Origin of the sequence: Thalassotalea litorea (assembly GCF_005843925.1) — a bacterium.
Lineage (GTDB): Bacteria > Pseudomonadota > Gammaproteobacteria > Enterobacterales > Alteromonadaceae > Thalassotalea_A > Thalassotalea_A litorea_A.
This window is the reverse complement of sequence record NZ_VCBC01000001.1, coordinates 19,437-39,602: the sequence shown is the minus strand read 5'-3', so window position 1 is coordinate 39,602 and position 20,166 is coordinate 19,437. Positions and strand designations below refer to the sequence as shown.

Genomic DNA, 20,166 nt, shown 5'->3' with positions numbered 1-20,166 from the left:
CAGCAATGTAGTGACCTTTAGCAAATATGGATAAACGCGAATTTTATCAGACCCTCGTCCAGCAGGTAGATGCTATCACTGCCGGAGAAACCGACGTTATTGCCAATATGGCCAATATTAGTGCCATCCTTTTCAATGCGCTGGATGATGTTAACTGGGTAGGCTTTTACCGTTTGGATAATAATGAACTGATCCTTGGCCCTTTTCAGGGGCAGGTAGCCTGTATTCGTATCCCTGTCGGCAAAGGTGTTTGCGGCAGTGCGGTAAGCGAAGGCAAAATTCAGGTGGTAGAAGATGTTCATCAGTTTAGCGGACATATCGCCTGTGATGCCGCGAGTAATTCGGAAATCGTCTTACCGGTTTATGTCGCCGACCAATGTATTGCGGTGTTAGATATCGATAGTACAGCGTTTGCGAAATTTGATCAGCACGACGCACAAGGTTTACAACAGATAGTGGATATTCTGCAAGAGCGTTGTCAGTCATGAAAGAGTTAGTCGTGATCCACGATTTTCTGGTATCAGAGGAAGTCGTTGGCGATTGGGATGGACAGGAAGAAGTCGCCGCAGAAAAATTAAATCTTATTTATCATACCGTTTATCAAATGGCGGAAGAGGATATTGATCCTCAACAATTAACTTTCTTGCTTGAATTAGTCTGGGATACCTGGATTGGGCAAGAACATCTGGCTGAAGTTGAAGAAGATGAAATCATCGATTGGTGTTACCACTTGTTGACGAATCGCGATCAATATCTGCAGTCTCAGCAAAATTAAATTACGAAGTAATATTATGGAAACCAAAAAAATCTCAAGCAAAGAAATCATTCAGCATTTGGCCGAGAAATTCCCGGCTTGCTTTACCTCTCAAGGTACGGTAAAACCCTTAAAGGTTGGTATTTTTCAAGAACTTGCTGAAGCCCTTCAAGAAGACGAAAAAGTGAGCAAAACACAACTTCGTCAAGCGTTACGTCACTACACTTCAAGCTGGCGTTATCTTAAGGCTATCAAGAAAGGTAGTCAGCGCGTTAACTTGCAAGGAGAAGCCGTTGCTGAGATAGATGAGGCGCAAGCTGAGTTTGCCGCAAATGCGCTGAAAGAGAGTCAGGAAAAATTTGCTAACAAAAAAGAAGCTGAAAATAAGCAAAATAAGTCCTATAAAGGAACTAAAGCAGCTGAAAAACGCTCTACTATACCGGGTCGTAATAAAAATACGCCGGTAAAAGCGAAGAAAGCGCCGAAAAAAGAACCCGTTAAATTAGTCCAAGCTGAAGCTAACACATTGAAAACTGGAATGAAGGTGTTAGTGCAAGTTGGGAATTCACCAATTGATGCTACTATTACAGAAGTAGCGGGTAAAGATGTCAGTGTGCAGTTGTTCTCCGGCATGGTAGTCAAAACTCGAGCGGATAAAATCTTTACCAAATAAACCAATGGAGTAGTTTTATGCAGAATATATCTCGAATAGCCCTGGCGGTAGCCTTTTCTTTTTCCTTATCGTCCTATGCCGTATTCGCAGAAGAACCTAAGATTGATCTGGATGATTTACCGCAGCTATCTCAAGAAATGCAGCATAAAACTGCCAGTAAACGCATTACCGCGACATACTCTCGTTCCCATTACAAACAGTTTGAACTCAATGATGAACTGTCGTCGCAAATTTTTGATTTGTATTTGAAGCAACTCGATTACAATCGCGCGGTATTTTTGCAGTCTGACATCGATGAGTTGGATAAATACCGCAATAAGTTTGATGACATGATTATGTCAGGCAAGCTTGATGATGCTTTTGATATTTATAATTTAAATGTTCAGCGTCGCTACGAACGCTATCAATATGCCTTAACCTTATTGGAAAAGGAATTTGATTTTGAGGCGGATGAAAGTTACGACTTCGACCGAGAAGAAGCCCCATATGCGACTTCTACCGAAGAATTAGACGAAATCTGGCGTAAGCGCGTAAAGTATGATGCGCTGAATTTGAAATTGGCCAAAAAAGAATGGCCGAAAATCCAAGAAATTCTGTCAAAACGTTATAACTATGCCATCAAACGCCTCAGTCAAGGCGAAAGCGAAGATGTTTTTCAGGTGGTGATGAATTCCTTTTCCCGCACTGTGGAACCTCACACGTCGTATTTATCGCCAAGAAATGCCGAACGTTTTCAAATGGAGATGAACTTGTCTCTGGAAGGCATTGGTGCAGTGCTGCGTGCGGAAGATGACTTTACTGTGATCCAAAGTGTGGTGACCGGTGGCCCTGCGGACAAGAGTAAGAAACTTAAGCCCAAAGATAAGGTCGTTGCGGTTGCTCAAGGTGATGAAGAGTTCGTCGATGTAGTTGGCTGGCGTCTTGATGATGTCGTTGATCTCATCAAAGGCCCAAAAGGTACGACGGTTCGCTTGCAGGTTCAAAAAGGCGAAGATGACCCACGTATGGTGGTGATTTCCATTGTTCGCGACAAAATCAAGCTGGAAGACAGAGCCGCGAAATCTGAAGTCTATATTGAAAAAGATGCGGATGGCGAGGTTGCCAATAATCCCAAGAAGCTTGGGGTGATCACGATTCCGAGTTTCTACAACAAGCTCTCCCGAGATGTTGCCAAAGAAATTGCCAAGCTTAAGGAAGATAAAGTTCAGGGCATTATTGTTGATTTGCGTGGCAATGGTGGTGGTTCACTAACGGAAGCAACGTTATTGACCGGCCTGTTTATCGATAAAGGCCCGGTTGTTCAGGTACGTGGCATCGATGATCGAATTGAGATCAACAAAGATACCGATGGTTTAAGCTATTACGATGGCCCGTTAACCGTTATTGTTGACCGATACAGTGCGTCAGCATCGGAAATTTTCGCGGCGGCGCTGCAAGATTACGGGCGTGCGTTGATAATCGGTGAGAATACATTTGGTAAAGGCACCGTGCAGCAACATCGTGGTTTAGGCCGAGTCTACGATTTATATGAAAATCCATTGGGTAGCATTCAGTTTACGATTGCGAAATTTTATCGCATTGATGGCGGCAGTACGCAACACAAAGGCGTTCAACCTGACATCGCATTCCCGTCGGCAATTGAGCCTGAAGAATGGGGTGAAAGCCAGGAAGATCACGCTTTAGTCTGGGACAAAATTAAAAAAGCCCCATATCGTCCGCTTTACGATTTCACTCAGGATATTTCTTACTTGCAGTCAATGCATGATGAGCGCATCAAGAAAAATGATGAATTCAAATACCTGCAAGAAGATATCGTTGAATATCAGCAGAAAAAGGACGACAAATCTATCTCGCTAAATTACGCCCAGCGTAAAAACGAGCGCGAAGAGAATAAAGCGAAACGTCTGGAAAGAGCCAATCTTCGTTTAAAAGCGATGGACAAAGAGCTAGTCACGTCGATAGACGATATTCCTGAAGAGCTGTCGGAATTGGATCCGTTTTTAGATGAGTCCGCTAATATCACCTTTGATTTAGTGGCGATTGGCAAACTTGCCAAAAAATAGCCGCTAAAATTCAACTGACTAATAAACCGCCATATTTGGCGGTTTTTTTATATCATCTCTCACAAAAGTGCCGCTTTATGCCTGTTTCAAAGGGGTAATTTAATTTTTTTTCCTTTATACTGCGTGGTAATTCCGGTTCGAAAAACTGACTGCATTCATTTTTCAAACCCTTGCAAAAAATAAAATAACAAACGCAATTAAATCTATACACGGATAAATGTTTTTATGACCACTCAACACTCTCCTAGGGATCCCAACGCTGTTGATGCGGCGATCCCCTTACTGGTAATGATTGGCTTACTGGTAGCTGCCGTACTTTATTTTGGCGAAGATTCCTCCTGGGGGCCAAACCAAATTGCACTATTAATGGCCACGGGCGTTGCCATTGGCATCGGCTTTAAAAATGGCCATAGCTGGCTTGATATGGAAAGGGCAATCGTTAAAGGGATCTCTATTTCTCTTGGCGCCGTGTTGATCCTGCTTGCGGTGGGGTCTCTGATTGGCACATGGTTGTTATCTGGTACCGTACCAACGATGATTTATTATGGCCTCAATATTCTTAACCCTTCCTGGTTTTACGCCGCGACATGTTTGATATGTGGCTTAGTGTCCATGTCTATAGGTAGTTCCTGGACCACAGCGGCAACGATCGGTGTCGCACTGATAGCCGTCGCCAATGGCCTTGACTTATCGGCTTCAATTACCGCAGGCGCCGTTATTTCCGGCGCGTATTTCGGCGATAAAATTTCACCATTATCGGAAACTACAAACCTGGCTCCTGCTGTTGCGGGTAGCGAATTGTTTGAACACATTCGTTACATGCTGTGGACGACCGTGCCATCGATAGTGACAGCGCTTTTACTATTTACTATTCTCGGCTTAACGGAAGATGTGGGAGCGATAGGCTCGAAGGGCACTGAGCTGAATCAGCTTATGACCGAGCATTTTGATATTTCCATCATTAATTTAGTGCCTTTGCTTGTATTACTGGTGTTAGCCATTAAAAAAGTACCGGCGTTTTTGTCCGTTTCTATTGGTGCAATTGTCGGGGCGATATGGGCGATTTTATTTCAACAAGACTTTATCATGTCGATTGCCAGTGAAGGTTTAAACACTGTCGATAGCAATGTAACGGTCGTTTGGACCGCCTTTTTTGACGGGGTGCGTGTTGACACCGGCAATGAAAACCTCGATAGCCTGTTGTCTCGAGGCGGTATGTCGAGCATGCTCAATACTGTATGGCTGATTGTCTGTGCATTAACCTTTGGTGCGGTACTCGAACATTTAGGCATGCTGAAGAAAATTATCAATGCCATTCTTAGCTTTGCTAAATCAACCGGCGCGTTGATTTCTGCAACCGTGGCGACATGTATCAGCACCAATATCGTGACCGCTGACCAATATATGTCGATTGTGATGCCCGGTCGTATGTTTAAAGAAGAGTATGAACGTCGTAATTTACACCCAGTTGTACTGAGCCGAACGTTAGAAGATTCAGGCACCATCACATCCCCGTTAATTCCCTGGAATACTTGCGGTGCCTATATGGCAAGCGTATTGGCGGTAAATCCGCTGGAATACATCTTTTATTGTTTCTTTAATCTAATAAATCCGGTACTGGCGGTAGTGTACGGATTTCTTGGGTTTCAAATTAAGACGTTGGCCGAAAAAGTAAAAGACGGCGTAACAACCACAGTAACAATGGAAAAGTAATAGCAAGCCATGACAGATCTTACTCCAATGTATTTGCGTGACTATCAGGAGTCTGTTTATCAGATCCCGAAGGTCGATTTAACAATTGAATTAGATGATGAACGCACTTTAGTGCGCAGTTCGATGACGGTTGAACGAAATACCAATCGCGTCGAACAAGACGTTTTGGTACTTGATGGTCATGATATGGAATTGGTCACGATACACATCGATGGCGTGTTATTGTCTACGGACCAATATCAGGTCAGTCAAGAATCGCTGATCATTAATCACTGTCCTGGGAATTTTGTTTTAACCATCGAGACAATGATTAACCCGAAAGCCAATACTGCGCTAGAAGGGATCTATAAATCCGGCGGTGCTTTTTGTTCTCAATGCGAAGCAGAAGGTTTTCGAAGAATTACGTATTTCCTTGATCGCCCAGATGTCATGTCGATATACACGACAACGATAATTGCCGATAAAGACAAATATCCATTCTTGCTGTCCAATGGTAATTGCATTGAACGCAAAGATCTTGAACACGGTAAGCATTTGGTAAGCTGGCATGATCCATTCCATAAACCTTGCTATTTGTTCGCGCTAGTCGCCGGTGACTTTGATCTGCTTGAGGATGCCTTTACCACGAAATCTGGCCGCAATGTTGATTTGCAACTGTTTGTGGATAAGGGAAATCTATTTAAAGCACATTATGCGATGCAAGCGTTAAAAGATTCGATGGCTTGGGATGAACAAGTCTTTGATCTTGAATATGACCTTGATATCTACATGATAGTCGCGGTGGATTTTTTCAATATGGGAGCAATGGAAAATAAAGGTCTAAATGTCTTTAATTCCAAATATGTTCTAGCCGATGAACGCAGTGCCACTGACGATGATTTTTTCAATATACAAGCGGTTATCGGCCATGAATACTTTCATAACTGGACCGGTAATCGAGTTACGTGCAGAGACTGGTTTCAATTAAGCCTAAAAGAAGGTTTAACGGTGTTTCGAGATCAGCAGTTTAGTGCCGATATGCATCAAAAAGATGTGACTCGAATTAATAATGTTCGCGTGCTTCGCGCCCACCAGTTTGCTGAAGATGCCGGTCCGATGGCGCATCCTATTCGCCCAGAAAAAGTCGTGGAAATGAATAATTTCTATACCTTGACGGTGTATGAAAAGGGTTCGGAAGTCATTCGAATGTTGCACACCTTGTTGGGTGAAACAGGCTTTCAGCGTGGCATAAAAGAATATATCGCCCGTCATGATGGTCAGGCGGTAACCTGTGATGACTTTATTAATGCCATGGCGGATGCCAATGACCGGGATTTAAGCCAGTTTTCCCTTTGGTATTCACAGGTCGGTACGCCTCAGGTACACGCGAATGCAACCTATGATCTGCAGTCAAAATCATTAAGTTTACGATTGAGCCAGACTCCGGGGGCAGGGCAGCAACATCCGCCATTATTGATCCCCATTGGTTTTGAATTGTTAAACCCAAAAACCGGTGAAACAATGAGACAGGGCGTATTGTCATTGTCTGATGCGGCGCAGACGTTTGAGTTTGAAGAGCTCGCTTTGCAACCGGTCATTGCTTTACTAACCGGGTTCTCGGCACCGGTAAAGCTGGACTTTCCTCAAAGCAACGATGACCTGCTGAGGATTATGACCTCGGCAAATGACGGTTTCTCCCGTTGGGAAGCCAGCCAAAGCTTATTCAGACAATGTATCGCCAACTATTATAAAGATACTGGCTATCGCTTACCGGATTCGTTGCAACAGGCTTTTGCAAACATCCTTGATGCAGACATTGAACCCGCATTCAAAGCGTTACAGATCACCCTGCCAGGTTTTGCTGAGATGACCGAGTTTTTGCAGGATGTCGAGCCACAGAGATTACTGGCTGCCTTGGAGCAATTCGAACAGGATCTGCTCAATAGTCAAACGGCGAAATTAACGTCAATATACCAACAATGCACAGAGCGCCTGTTTGGTGATAGCGAACAGGCGTCGGGCTTACGCGCATTGAAAAATGCCTGTTTACATTATTTGGCCGGTGATGAAGATTTTGACGGCGAGGTTGTTAGCCAGTTTCGCCAAGCTCGAAATATGACCGAGCAAATAGCCGCCCTGAATGCCGCCGCGCAATACAACCTGCCAAGCTTTGAAAACATCAACAACGCCTTTGCCGAACAATGGCAAGAGGATACGTTGGTAATGGACAAGTGGTTTGCTATCCAGGCCAAAGTGCAAGACGGCAATATTTTTGAACGGTTACAATCCTTATTAAGCCATCCCAAATTTTCAATGGAAAACCCAAATCGGGTGCGATCTTTGGTGGGCAGTTTTGCAAACAGCAATCCGAAATATTTTCATGATCCTAGCGGCAAGGGCTACGAATGGTTGGCGACACAAATTGCCATACTGGATAAAATTAACCCACAAGTTGCCTCTCGATTAATCACCGGATTAATACAGGGTCAGGGATTTTGCCAAGAAGTACAATCCCGCTTAAGAAAACAACTTGCTGGTTTGCAAAAATTGGAAAATATTAGCGCCGATATTGGCGAAAAAATCTCCGCAGCGCTTGCCAAGTAGCGCATTGAGAAAAATAATTTAAAGAAAGTTTAACGATTCTAGAGTTTCTACTTTAAACGTGGTCGGACCATTGTAATTAAAGTAGAGGCGCTTGAATTAACCAATACTATGCGCACCATTTACAATTTTACAGGTTTTAAACAAGCGTTTTAAACTGCGTTAGGTTGGTAGGTGATAAAAGCGTAATAATCATTAATTTAGAGTCAAGTAGTAATTTGTTTTAACGGTTGCCACGTTGAAAAAATGATGTAATCATTGTTTAACTGCTATACGTAGAAAGAAAAATAAAATTACTCGCGTATTTATTTGGGGAGAAATCATGAAGCAGAATGCTCTGGTTAAATTTTGCAAGAGTTCAGTAGCTAAAGGTATCGCTGCAGGACTGTTATCTTTAACTGCCACACAAGCACATGCCGTTAATTTTGATCTGGGAGATTTTGAAATCAGTTTTGATTCAACATTTTCTTATGGTGAAAGCTGGCGTACCGAAAACCGAAACTGGGATGACCATATCGGCAAATCAAACAATCTGAAAAATAATTTGGATTGGATCAACAATGATTACTCGCAGGAACAAATCTGGGCCTTGCCTGGTAGTTACTCTACCAATGGTGATATGGGTAACCTTAATTTTGATGCCGGTGAAGCCTTTTCACGGGTCTTTAAAGGTTCTCACGAGCTAGACATACGTTACGGTGATTTTGGTTTTTTCGCCCGTGGCTTGTATTTTTATGATTTCGAATTAATGGATGGTGCTCGCCCTTTCAATAATGTATTGGATGGCAGCACGTATCACCCTTGTGATGATAAAGACGCGAAAGAAGAAGTGTGTGCCGACGTGCGTTTGCTTGACGCATTTGTGTATGCCGATTTTGACATCGGTGATACCCCGGTTTCTGTCCGTGTCGGTCAGCAAGTCATCAGCTGGGGTGAATCAACCCTGATTTCTCATGGTATCAGTGAGATTAACCCGGTGGATATCGCCAGACTTCGTGCCCCAGGCGCAGAGTTAAAAGAAGCGTTTATTCCGTTTGGTGCCGTTTGGGCATCATTTGGTGTAACCGAAAACTTCAATGTCGAAGCGTATTACCAGTACCAGTGGGAAAATTCCATTCTGCCAGCTCCGGGCACCTATTTTTCAACCAATGATTTTGCCGGCTCTGGCGGTTATACCAATAACATTCAGCTAGGTTTCGGTTCTGCTCCGGATATGAACTTAGATACCCTATATGGCATGTTGCAACAGGCTGGTGAACTCGCACGAGCTGGCGATGCCGCTAACGCCGGTAATATGCTGGTTGGTTTGAGTCGTGCTGTTACGCTCCGTGCAACGGGCGATGGCGACCAAGCAGTCAACGCGGATGGTAGCCTTAATGGTAATGTATTACCGGAAGATGGCGGTCAGTACGGTCTGCGTTTGTCTTATTTTTTCCCAGAGCTTAATGATATGGAATTAAGCTTGTACTACATGAATTATCATTCTCGTCGACCGGTGATCTCGGGTGTAACCGCTAACTATACTATGTTAGGTCAGGATATTATGACCGTGGCAAATCCTGAATTTGGCATCGGTAACGTAACCGACTTAAATGTATTTTCTAAAGCTCAGCTTTTCTATCCCGAAGACATTAACCTTTATGGTTTGAGTTTCAATACCACAGTTGGCATTACTTCGGTTGCTGGTGAAGTGAGTTATCGTCAGGATGAGCCTCTGCAAATTGATGACGTGGAGCTATTGTTTGCTGCGGTTCCTCAACAATTGGCAAATGCCGGTTTAGCACCATTTTTAGATGGTATCTCGCAAATGAAGAAAGCCGATGGCAGCGAGTTCCAACAAGGTGAGACAGCGCAAGGTTGGGTTGAGTCCGATACGTTGCAGGCACAGGTTACCCTAACGCATTTATTTGGTCCTTCATTTGGCGCAAGTCAGATGACGGGTCTGATTGAGGTTGGTGGTATCAATATTATGGATATGCCAGACGAAGATGTTTTACGTTTGAACGGTCCTAATACCAGTCGCTCAGGAACATCTAGCGAAGATAACCCGTTTATCGGCCCATTATTCGGTGGCACAGAAACCAATATGTTCCCGACGGAATTTGCTTGGGGCTACCGTGTCGTTGGTAAACTGGATTATAACGATGTATTTGCCGGTGTGAACGTTTCACCGCGCGTGGTGTTCTCTCACGACGTGAAAGGGGTGACGCCAGATCCATTGTTCTTGTTTGTTGAAGACAGAAAATCAGTTGCTTTGACGGTTGCATTTGATTACCAAAGCCGTTGGTCTGCCGACATTAGCTATAATGCATTCTTCGGTGGTGCTGGTACGATAAACCAGGTTGAAGATCGTGACTTCGTGTCGTTTAACGTCAAGTATTCAATATAAGGTCAATAACATGAAAAAAATTGCATTTATTTCTATGGCAGTGACGCTGGCGTTAACGTCAGTCGGGGCTGCAGCGAAAGTAAGCGAAGCTGACGTCAAGAAACTTGGCACCGAACTTACACCTATGGGCGCTGAGAAAGCCGCCAATGCCGATGGCTCTATTCCAGCGTGGACGGGTGGAATCACTCAAGCGCCGGCGGGTTATAAGGTTGGAGATCATCATCCCGACCCTTTCCCTGAAGACAAAGTGCTTTACACCATCACCGCGAGCAATTACAGCGACTATGCCGATATATTGACGCCGGGTCAGCAAAAACTGTTTCAAACTTACCCTGAAACCTTCAAAATGAGTGTTTATCAAACTCGTCGTAGTGCTTCCTACCCTCAGCACGTTTATGATGAAACGATAAAAAATGCGACGCGTTCTGAACTTATTGAAGGCGGTAATGGTATCTCCAAGGCAGCGGTTGGTGTTCCATTTCCAATGCCAGCGACAGGTCTTGAAGTGATTTGGAATCACACGCTTCGTTATCGTGGCGAGCAGGTAACCCGTGAAGGTGGTCAGGCAGCACCTACCGCGCGTGGCGATTATACCTATCTGGGTTTTGATGAGTCACTTATCTTACCTTATGGTATAAAAGGTGCGTCGTATGAAGATCTGGAAAAGACTAATATCCTGTTTAAATTCAAACAGAAAGTCACGTCTCCAGCACGTCTTGCCGGTACTGCATTGCTCGTTCATGAAACCATGGACCAGATCAAAACGCCACGTCAGGCATGGACATACAATACTGGTCAACGCCGTGTTCGTCGTGCGCCTAATGTCGCCTATGATGCACCAGGTACAGCGTCTGATGGCTTACGTACAACCGATGATTTCGATATGTTTAACGGCGCTCCGGATCGTTACAATTGGAATCTGGTTGGTAAGCAGGAATTGCTGATCCCATACAATGACTACAAATTGCATTCCGATGCAGTCAAATATAAAGACATCTTGCAGCCAGGTCACATCAACCCTGATTTAGTGCGCTATGAAAAGCACCGTGTCTGGGTTGTTGAAGCAACATTGAAATCTGGCACCAGCCATATTTACAAGAAGCGTACCTTCTTTATTGATGAAGATTCGTGGCAGGTTTCTGTTGTCGATATCTATGATAACCGTAATGAGCTGTACCGAGTAGGTATGGCGCACGCAATCAACTACTACGAGTTACCAGCGCAATGGTCTACACTTGAAGTGTTCCATGATGTCCAGTCTCGCCGTTATATTGCGATGGGCTTGGATAACGAACATAAAATGTATGACTTCCAGACACCATTACGGGAGAAAGACTTTACCGCGTCAGCACTAAGACGTGAAGGTCGCCGCTAACCGTTATTTTCGACGTATACAACGGTTGGCTTAGGCCAACCGTTTTCATTTTTACCCATTGGAAACTGCATGTTGCGAACTATACTAATCTTATTCTCTATGCTGGTGTTTTCTTTCCAAAGCACCGCACAATCGGCTTCAACAAGCCAATCTGAGTCCACTCAATTCTCTGAACTTTCACCCTTAGCGAAAAATTCACTAATGCTTGATATCACCTCGGTGGGCGAACAAAAATTAATTGCCGTAGGTGAACGCGGTCATATATTAACGTCTGTTGACGGACTTGACTGGCAGCAAAAAACGGTTCCGACAGTGTCGACTCTGACCCGGGTGTTTTTTCTTGATGACAAGCTCGGTTGGGCGGTCGGACACGATTCGGTCATTTTAAAAACAGAAGATGGCGGTGAAAGTTGGGCAATACAGATGTATGCTCCAGAGTTAGAACGTCCGCTATTTGATGTGATTTTCACAAGCCCGAAACAGGGGGTTGCTGTTGGTGCCTATGGCCGATTTTTACGAACCGAAGATGGTGGTGAAAGCTGGCAAGAAGAGTTCCATGGCGAATTATTGATTGAAGATGATCAGCTGTATCTGCAAGAACTCAAAGACGAAGATGAAGAGCTGTACTTAGATGAAATTCGTAGCATCCTGCCACACTTCAATCGCATCAAGGTTGTTGGTGAACAGTGGTATCTGGTCGGCGAACTCGGATTAATGGCCAAAAGCGATGACCAAGGTCAGCAATGGCAACTTCTTGATGAAATTTATGCCGGTTCATTTTTTGATATCAACGCGACCGAAAAACAACATCTGATTGTTTCTGGTCTGCGTGGTAATTTATTTGTCTCTGATACCGCAGGGGATAACTGGCAACGTATTGCTTTGAGTACCAAAGCCTTATTAAACGGAGTCATTGTTGCTCCCAATGGTACTGTTTATGTGGTGGCAAACTCCGGCGTTATCTTAACCAGTAACGATCAAGGTAAAACCTTTACCAAGTCGACTCAATCCGATGGTAAGGCCATCTTGGCGGGCGTGTGGTTTAACGAACAATTAATACTGGCAACAGAAGTCGGACTTAAAGTCGTACAAGGTCAATAATACTAATGAGCAGATTATTTAATAAATTAGAAAGAAATATATTTCGATTCCGGTTTTTGGTTATCGGTGTATTTCTTGCGATCACAAGTTATTTGTTTGTGTATGCAACCCAGATTCGTCTGGATGCCTCATTCGAAAAGAATATCCCTCTGCAACATGAGTACATGCAGACCTATCTTAAGCACCAGAAAAACTTCGGTGGTGCCAATAATGTCCTGATTTCGGTGTGTAACAATGATGGGGAAATATTTACCTCGGACTTTTTCACGACGTTACGGGGTGTCCATGACCAATTGTTTTTCATTCCAGGCGTCGACCGAATTCAGGTCAATTCATTATTTTCACCTTCGACGCGTTTTGTCGAAGTGGTTGAGGATGGATTTGCCGGGGGACCGGTAATACCAGCAGATTTCGGTGGTAGCCAGGAAGATTTGCAAACGGTTAAAAGTAATATCGAAAAAGCCGGTATCGTCGGTAGTATTGTGTCTGACGATTACACCTGTTCGATGGTAAAAACCTCGTTACTGGAAATTGACCCACAAACCGGAGAAAAGCTTGATACGTTAAAGTTGGCAAAACAGTTAGAAGAAGAAATTCGCAGCAAGTATGAAAAAGATGGCATCAGCATTCATATTATCGGTTTTGCGAAAATGGTCGGTGATATCGCCGATGGCGCCAAAGGCGTGGTTACCTTCTTTGCTATCGCGATTGCCATTACGGCGTTGATGGTTTACCTGTTTTGTCGTTCTTTTACTTTAACTATTTTACCAATCGCAACATCATTAGTGGCGGTTGTCTGGCAAATGGGGGTCCTTTCTTGGTTAGGCTTTGGCCTTGATCCCATGTCAATTTTGGTACCATTTCTGGTCTTTGCTATCGGTGTCAGTCATGGCGTACAGATGATTAACTCGGTTTCCAGAGAAGTCGCCAAAGGCAATAATCCGAAACAGGCCGCACAGCTGAGTTTCAGGCGCTTATTGGTTCCCGGCGGCATTGCCTTGCTCTCGGATACCGTTGGCTTTTTAACCTTACTGGCAATCGATATCGGCATTATTCGGGAATTGGCAATTGCCGCCTCGTTAGGTGTTGCGTTAATTATCTTTACCAATTTGTTCCTGTTACCGGTGTTGGTTTCTTTCGTGCGCTTTGATCAGGAAGAGCAAAAACAAATTGTTGAGACGTCTGAGCATAAATTCATGGCACGTATGCTGTGGAAGAAAGCAGAAATTGTTACCGCACAAAAACCTGCGGCGATTATCATTGCGATTGCAGCATTATTGTTTTTCTGGGGCCAATATCAAGGTCAAAAACTGAAAATCGGTGAATTGCATGCCGGTGCTCCTTCCTTGCATGAAGATTCCCGTTACAATCAGGATACCTTCTTGATCACCGATAAATATGCCATCAGTGTTGATTATATGTCGGTGGTTGTCGAAACGTATGAGGATTCGTGTATTTATCACGAAGTGCTGGACGTCGTTGATACTATGCAATGGCGCATGGAAAATATTCCAGGGGTGCAATCGGCGGTTTCACTGGCCAGTATCGCCAAAGTCGTGAACTCGGGTTATAACGAAGGCAATAAAAAGTGGAAGGTGTTGTCACGAAATCAACAGTCATTAGTACAGTCTATTGCTCGGGTACCAACCACCAGTGGCTTGCTGAATCGCGATTGCTCGGCAATGCCGATCATTCTCTTTCTGGAAGATCACAAAGCCGAGACAATTGACCGGGTTGTGAGTGCAGTTAAAGCATACCGCGAAGAACTGGGTACCGATAAAATTCAGTTTAAACTGGCGTCAGGTCCTGTTGGGGTCATGGCGGCAACCAACGAAGCCGTTGCAGAAGCACAAACGCCGATGATGTTCTACGTCTATGGTGCAGTGATTTTACTTTGTTTAATCTCATTTCGTTCAATTAAAGCAACGATAGCGGTGATTGTACCTCTGTACGTGGTATCGACGTTAGCTCAGGCGCTGATGACCTTCCTGGATATCGGCCTTACGGTGTCGACCTTGCCTGTTATCGCACTCGGGGTTGGTATTGGTGTCGACTATGGTATATATATTCTGTCAACTATGAGTCAGCGCATTCGGGCGGGCGATAATGTACCACAAGCGTATCTTGCCGCACTCAAAGAGCGTGGTTCAGCGGTATTAATCACCGGTTTAACCTTGGCAATTGGTGTTTCGACCTGGTTTTTCTCGGCCCTTAAGTTCCAAGTGGATATGGGGATCATGTTAACCTTTATGTTCCTGGTCAACATGTTAGCGGCGATTATTTTATTGCCGGCGATTTCCGCATACCTATGGCGGGACGAGTTAAAGAAGTAAAATAACTGCAATTGCTTAAATTGCATAATTAATCAAGAAAATGGCCTCAGGGCCATTTTCTATTTAAGGCAGCTGAATAATTGCCTGATTTCCTCTCCAACCCCCGTCTAAATTGGTATTTTTACTCTAAAAAAGTGCTCGCAATCCCTTATTTTTCCTAATAGAATTCGCGCAATAGACTATTCTAAATACAAAAATAAGAAGAAAATTGACTTGCTAGCTGTAAGTTTTTGTAGTCAATTTCATTCGCGAACCAGAGGGTACTTAAGCATGGCGTCATTAGATAATAAATCTTCTGTGCTTTTTAAAAATGTGTCAGCGTTAATTCATGACAAAGTTCCATCCCACACCGCCCCGTTGCTCGATAAATTTACGAGCCTGTTGTATGCCAATATTTCCAAAGAAGATTTAGCTGGCCGTAACGAAAGCGACGTTTATGGCGCAACATTGAGCCTTTGGAAAGCGTTGAATGCCCAGGTCGATGATCAGGCGTTTATTCGGGTATTAAATCCACAAGTTTCGCAACATGGTTGGAAATCCAGCCATACGGTCATTGAAGTGATCATCAAAGATATGCCGTTTTTGGTCGATTCTACGCGCATCGCACTAAACCGCCTGAATATGTTTCCGCATCTAGTCCTCAATTGTCCGATGAATATCGTTCGTGATGAAAAAGGTCAGGTAACGGATATTGACGCCAGTGCCAAAAATCTTGCTAACAGCATTACTGAAACCGTGTTTTTTATTGAAATCGATCGCCTTACCGAACAGGCACAAGTTGATCAGCTTACCCAAGAGTTGCACTCCGTGTTTCAGGACGTTTCGGTAACGGTTGACGACTGGTTGCCGATGAAAAATCGTTTCGATGCCTGCATCCAGGAAATGGCAGAGTCGAAATCTGTTGTACAAGCTCAGGACTACCGTGAGTCGAAAGCCTTACTGTCGTGGCTTGCCAATGATAATTTCACCTTTATGGGCTATCGCGCCTATGACATTCACCGAGTTAAAGGCAATGTCTCTATAGAAGGGGATTTTGATTCGTCATTAGGTTTGTTGAGAAAGACAAAGTCCACGAAACCCATGCTCCTGTCCGATTTGAGCGAAACCGCGCGTGAAGTGGCAGTCGGAAAAAGTCTGTTAATTTTAACCAAGACCAATTCTCGCTCTCGCGTACACCGACCTGCGCACCTTGATTACATCGGCATCAAAAAATTTGATAAAGAAGGTAAAATCATTAAGGAAGAGCGCTTTCTCGGTTTATTTGGCTCGGCGTTTTACAATGACAGCGCATTAAATTTGCCTTTTATCGGTGACAAGGTGAAGCGTGTTTGTGATAAATCCGGCTATGCGCCGAGTTCGCACGCCTACAAAACGTTAATCAATATCCTTGAAACGTACCCTCGGGATGAAATTTTACAATCGAGTGAAGAGGAATTACTGCAAACGGTGCGTGGCGTTCTGCAAATGCAGGAGCGGGATTTAACTGGGCTGTTTTTGCGTCGTGATGCCTTTAATCGGTTCTATTCCTGTATGGTCTACGTACCCAGAGATCGTTACAACACTAAGCTTAGAGTTGAAACCCAACAGATATTAAAACAAGCCTTTGGTAGCGATGAAGAAGTTGAGTTTACGACGTTCTTTTCAGAGTCGGTACAGGCACGTACGCATTACATTGTCAGAGTTAAAAATACAAAAGCGGATATTGATGTGAAGGAAATAGAGCGTAATTTAAACGCCGCAGCACGCGGTTGGGACGACAAGTTGGCCAATGCACTAAATTTAAATAAGGGTGAAGCCAAAGGAAAAATGTTACGTCGCAAATATGCCGATTTTCCGCAAGCCTACAAAGACGAAGTGTTACCGGGTACTGCGATTGTCGATATTGATAAGTTAGAGAAAGTCACCGCAGATAATCCTCTGGAGATGTTGTTTTATCAGCCGTTAGAAGAAAAAGCGGATAGTCGTTTTGTTAAGCTTAAGCTTTTTCACAAGGGTGAACCTCTGCATTTATCCGATGTGTTGCCGATGTTGGAAAACTTTGGTTTACGGATTATTGGCGAGAGTCCATATTCGGTGATCAATACCGATGGTGAGATGTGCTGGATCCTCGATTTTTCGATGTTGCTAACCTCTGAAAAAGCGTTCGATCTGGAGCAGGTGCAAAACCTGTTTCAGGATGCGTTTGCCAAGGTTTGGCACGGTGAGCTCGAAGATGATGGTTTTAATCGTTTGATTCTTGGTGCGGGCCTGGCGGGTCGGGAAGTGTCAATTTTGCGAGCGCTGGCAAAATACCAGCAACAAATTGGCTCCACTTTCAGTCAGAGTTATATTGAAGATGCGTTTTCACGCTATCCTAGCTTTGCAGAATTATTGATCGAATTGTTTGAACTTAAGTTCACGCCGACCGATAAATCTAAGCAACGCGCGATGAATAAAGTACTGGAAACCATTGAATCGTCTCTGGATAATGTTGCCAGCCTTGATGACGATCGAATCATTCGCCGTTATGTGGAAATTATTAATGCTACTGTGCGCACCAACTATTTCCAACCAGATAGTGAAGGCAACACCAAGTCTTATATCTCATTTAAGCTCTTGCCTGAGCTGATCCCAGAGATGCCAAAACCATTACCTAAATTTGAAATTTTTGTTTATTCTCCGGATGTTGAAGGTGTGCACCTACGCGGCGGAAAGGTCGCCCGTGGTGGCTTGCGCTGGTCCGATCGTCGAGAAGATTTTCGCACCGAAGTGTTGGGGTTAGTAAAAGCCCAACAGGTAAAAAATACGGTTATCGTTCCTGTTGGTGCCAAAGGTGGCTTTTATTGTAAACGCTTGCCGGTCGGCGGTACCAGAGCAGAAATATTTGAGGCGGGTAAACAGTGTTACCGTACCTTTATCCGTGGCTTGCTCGATATAACCGACAATATTGTCGGGGGAGAAATCGTCCATCCTGAACAGGTGTTTCGTCATGATGAAGACGATACCTATTTGGTGGTTGCAGCCGATAAAGGCACGGCAACGTTTTCGGATATCGCCAATGCTATTTCCGAAGATTATAACTTCTGGTTAGGGGATGCGTTTGCCTCAGGCGGCAGTGTTGGTTATGACCACAAACAGATGGGGATCACCGCGAAAGGTGCATGGGAGTCGGTAAAACGTCATTTCCGTGAAATTGGTATCGACTGCCAAAGTACGGACTTTACCTGCCTTGCGGTTGGCGATATGGCTGGTGATGTCTTTGGTAACGGTATGTTGCTCTCCAAGCACACTGGTTTGCAGGTCGCATTTAACCATATGCATATTTTCATCGATCCGACCCCGGATGCAGCGAGCAGTTATGTCGAACGTCAGCGCTTATTTGACTTGCCGGGTTCCAGTTGGGATGACTACAATCGCGATTTGATTTCTGAGGGGGGAGGGATTTTTTCTCGGGCGGCTAAGTCGATTAAATTGACCCCGCAAATTAAGAAACTGCTCGGCACCAAAAAAGCGTCGATGGCACCGAATGAATTGATTCAAACCGCGTTGAAAATGCAGGTCGATCTATTCTGGAATGGTGGTATCGGAACCTACATTAAAGGTAGCGATGAAAGTCATCTCGAAGTTGGCGACAGAGCCAATGATGTGTTGCGCGTTAACGGGAATGAAGTCAAAGCCCGGATTATTGGCGAAGGTGGTAACTTAGGCTGTACTCAACTTGGACGCATCGAATATACCGCCAATGGCGGTCGAATGAATACCGACTTTGTTGATAACGTTGGTGGTGTGGATTGCTCCGATAACGAAGTTAACATTAAGATTTTACTTAATGGTTTGGTCACCAATGGTGATTTGACCTTGAAGCAACGGAATCAGTTGTTGTATGACATGACCGATGATGTTGAAGAGATTGTGCTGGAAGATTGTTATCGTCAAACCAATTCGATATCGATTTCTGAGTCTCGTGGTGGCAGCAAATTAAAAGAGCATCAGCGTTTCATCCAGTATCTTGAGCGTGAAGACAAGCTAGACCGGGCATTGGAGTTTATGCCCTCAGATGAAGAAATTAATGAACGTCTGGCCCAGGGTAAAGGCTTAACCCGTCCGGAACTGTCCGTGCTGGTTGCCTATGGCAAAATGGTGTTAAAAGAGCAATTGGTACATCCTGACATTACCAATGATCCATATTTAGGCCAGCTATTAACCGCTGCGTTCCCGCAACAGTTGCAGGCACGTTATGCAGAGCAAATGCAAAATCACCCACTAAAAGCAGAGATCATTGCCACCCAGTTGGCAAACCTGTTGTGTAACTTTATGGGGGCGAACTTTGTCTACCGGATGCAGGAAGAGACCGGCTCTGGCGTTGAAGAGATTGCCAAGTGCTTTGCCATGGCCAGTGCGGTTTTCGAAATGGAAGCGACCTGGGAACAAATCGAAGCGATGGACAACAAGGTGTCGGCCAAAGTTCAAAGCGAAATGCTATTTGAGTTACGTCGCACAATACGCCGCGCGACCCGTTGGTTCTTACGTCATCGCAATAAGTCGTTGAGCATTGAACAAGCCCTGGATTTCTATCAACCTACCTTTAAGGTGTTGAGCAATAAGCTGGAAGATTTCCTGGTCGATAAGGAAGCTCGTGAGTTAAATGACTTACAGTCTAAATTGTTAAAAGAGCATGTTCCAGGTGATTTGGCCACCCGAATATCGCAATTGAGTACCTTGTTCTCGACTATGGATATTGCTCAGGTAGCCTGTCAGGACGCCAGAGACATCGAATTGGTCGCGCAATTGTATTTCTCAATTGGAGTGCGCCTGCATCTGCATTGGTTCTTAGAGCAGATCACCATGCAACCGGTGGACAACCACTGGCAAGCGTTAGCACGGGCATCATTTAGAGAAGAGCTTGACTGGCAACAGCGTTCATTAACTTCAGTAGTGCTGCGCATGAACCCGGAAACGTCGGATATTGAACCGATGATAGATATTTGGGAACAACGCTCTGAACAACCGTTAGAACGCTGGCATCAGATTTTAGCCGATTTTCGAACCAGTAAAGTTCATGAGTTTGCAAAATTCTCGGTCGGTCTTCGGGAGTTAATGTTGTTGTCACATCATTGCGACCCGAATTTATAAGCCATTTTTACCATTTTTTACCGCTGGTAAAAGGCTGTCGAATGGGTGCAAATACTTGTACCCATTGGATTTA

11 protein-coding genes are annotated in these 20,166 nt (G+C 44.4%); all 11 read left to right on the top strand.

Annotated features, from left to right (window positions below; all coding sequences use genetic code 11):
* Nucleotides 1-26 precede the first annotated feature (26 nt).
* The 11 genes from msrC (at nucleotide 27) to FE810_RS00095 (ending at nucleotide 20,093) form a co-directional block, all read left to right on the top strand.
* Nucleotides 27-488, top strand: coding sequence for a free L-methionine (R)-S-oxide reductase MsrC (msrC, locus tag FE810_RS00145; RefSeq protein WP_138318007.1), 462 nt, complete (start codon nucleotides 27-29; stop codon nucleotides 486-488).
* A complete protein-coding gene (locus tag FE810_RS00140) occupies nucleotides 485-775 on the top strand; it encodes a hypothetical protein (RefSeq protein WP_138318006.1) in 291 nt (96 codons plus the stop codon). The genes msrC and FE810_RS00140 overlap by 4 nt, the downstream gene beginning before the upstream one ends.
* Before the next feature lie 16 nt (nucleotides 776-791).
* Nucleotides 792-1,427 carry an RNA chaperone ProQ gene (proQ, locus tag FE810_RS00135; RefSeq protein WP_138318005.1) on the top strand — a complete coding sequence of 212 codons (636 nt, stop codon included), beginning with the start codon at nucleotides 792-794 and terminating at the stop codon, nucleotides 1,425-1,427.
* A 17-nt stretch (nucleotides 1,428-1,444) separates the two neighbouring features.
* Entirely contained in the window at nucleotides 1,445-3,490 is a 2,046-nt protein-coding gene (gene prc, locus FE810_RS00130; RefSeq protein ID WP_138318004.1) for a carboxy terminal-processing peptidase, read from the top strand.
* A 225-nt stretch (nucleotides 3,491-3,715) separates the two neighbouring features.
* Nucleotides 3,716-5,203 carry a Na+/H+ antiporter NhaC gene (gene nhaC, locus FE810_RS00125; protein WP_138318003.1) on the top strand — a complete coding sequence of 496 codons (1,488 nt, stop codon included), beginning with the start codon at nucleotides 3,716-3,718 and terminating at the stop codon, nucleotides 5,201-5,203.
* Between the two features lie 9 nt (nucleotides 5,204-5,212).
* The gene (gene pepN, locus FE810_RS00120) at nucleotides 5,213-7,786 is read left to right on the top strand and encodes an aminopeptidase N (protein ID WP_138318002.1); all 2,574 of its coding nucleotides are present in this window, start codon (nucleotides 5,213-5,215) and stop codon (nucleotides 7,784-7,786) included.
* A gap of 319 nt (nucleotides 7,787-8,105) precedes the next feature.
* Nucleotides 8,106-10,172: a DUF1302 domain-containing protein gene (locus FE810_RS00115; protein ID WP_138318001.1), complete on the top strand. Its 2,067-nt coding sequence runs from the start codon at nucleotides 8,106-8,108 to the stop codon at nucleotides 10,170-10,172.
* Nucleotides 10,173-10,182: 10 nt separating this feature from the next.
* Nucleotides 10,183-11,547 (top strand): DUF1329 domain-containing protein, encoded by a 1,365-nt coding sequence (locus FE810_RS00110; RefSeq protein ID WP_138318000.1) that lies wholly within the window; start codon nucleotides 10,183-10,185, stop codon nucleotides 11,545-11,547.
* Nucleotides 11,548-11,616: 69 nt separating this feature from the next.
* A complete protein-coding gene (locus FE810_RS00105; protein WP_138317999.1) occupies nucleotides 11,617-12,648 on the top strand; it encodes a WD40/YVTN/BNR-like repeat-containing protein in 1,032 nt (343 codons plus the stop codon).
* A gap of 5 nt (nucleotides 12,649-12,653) precedes the next feature.
* Nucleotides 12,654-14,981: an efflux RND transporter permease subunit gene (locus tag FE810_RS00100; RefSeq protein ID WP_138317998.1), complete on the top strand. Its 2,328-nt coding sequence runs from the start codon at nucleotides 12,654-12,656 to the stop codon at nucleotides 14,979-14,981.
* Nucleotides 14,982-15,251: 270 nt separating this feature from the next.
* Nucleotides 15,252-20,093 carry an NAD-glutamate dehydrogenase gene (locus FE810_RS00095; protein WP_138317997.1) on the top strand — a complete coding sequence of 1,614 codons (4,842 nt, stop codon included), beginning with the start codon at nucleotides 15,252-15,254 and terminating at the stop codon, nucleotides 20,091-20,093.
* Nucleotides 20,094-20,166: the final 73 nt, after the last annotated feature.

Coding starts and splice junctions, on each gene's coding strand:
- FE810_RS00105 (WP_138317999.1), top strand. CDS start 11,617: ATGTTGCGAACTATACTAATCTTATTCTCTATGCTGGTGTTTTCTTTC.
- FE810_RS00100 (WP_138317998.1), top strand. CDS start 12,654: ATGAGCAGATTATTTAATAAATTAGAAAGAAATATATTTCGATTCCGG.
- FE810_RS00110 (WP_138318000.1), top strand. CDS start 10,183: ATGAAAAAAATTGCATTTATTTCTATGGCAGTGACGCTGGCGTTAACG.
- FE810_RS00095 (WP_138317997.1), top strand. CDS start 15,252: ATGGCGTCATTAGATAATAAATCTTCTGTGCTTTTTAAAAATGTGTCA.
- FE810_RS00140 (WP_138318006.1), top strand. CDS start 485: ATGAAAGAGTTAGTCGTGATCCACGATTTTCTGGTATCAGAGGAAGTC.
- pepN (WP_138318002.1), top strand. CDS start 5,213: ATGACAGATCTTACTCCAATGTATTTGCGTGACTATCAGGAGTCTGTT.
- prc (WP_138318004.1), top strand. CDS start 1,445: ATGCAGAATATATCTCGAATAGCCCTGGCGGTAGCCTTTTCTTTTTCC.
- nhaC (WP_138318003.1), top strand. CDS start 3,716: ATGACCACTCAACACTCTCCTAGGGATCCCAACGCTGTTGATGCGGCG.
- FE810_RS00115 (WP_138318001.1), top strand. CDS start 8,106: ATGAAGCAGAATGCTCTGGTTAAATTTTGCAAGAGTTCAGTAGCTAAA.
- proQ (WP_138318005.1), top strand. CDS start 792: ATGGAAACCAAAAAAATCTCAAGCAAAGAAATCATTCAGCATTTGGCC.
- msrC (WP_138318007.1), top strand. CDS start 27: ATGGATAAACGCGAATTTTATCAGACCCTCGTCCAGCAGGTAGATGCT.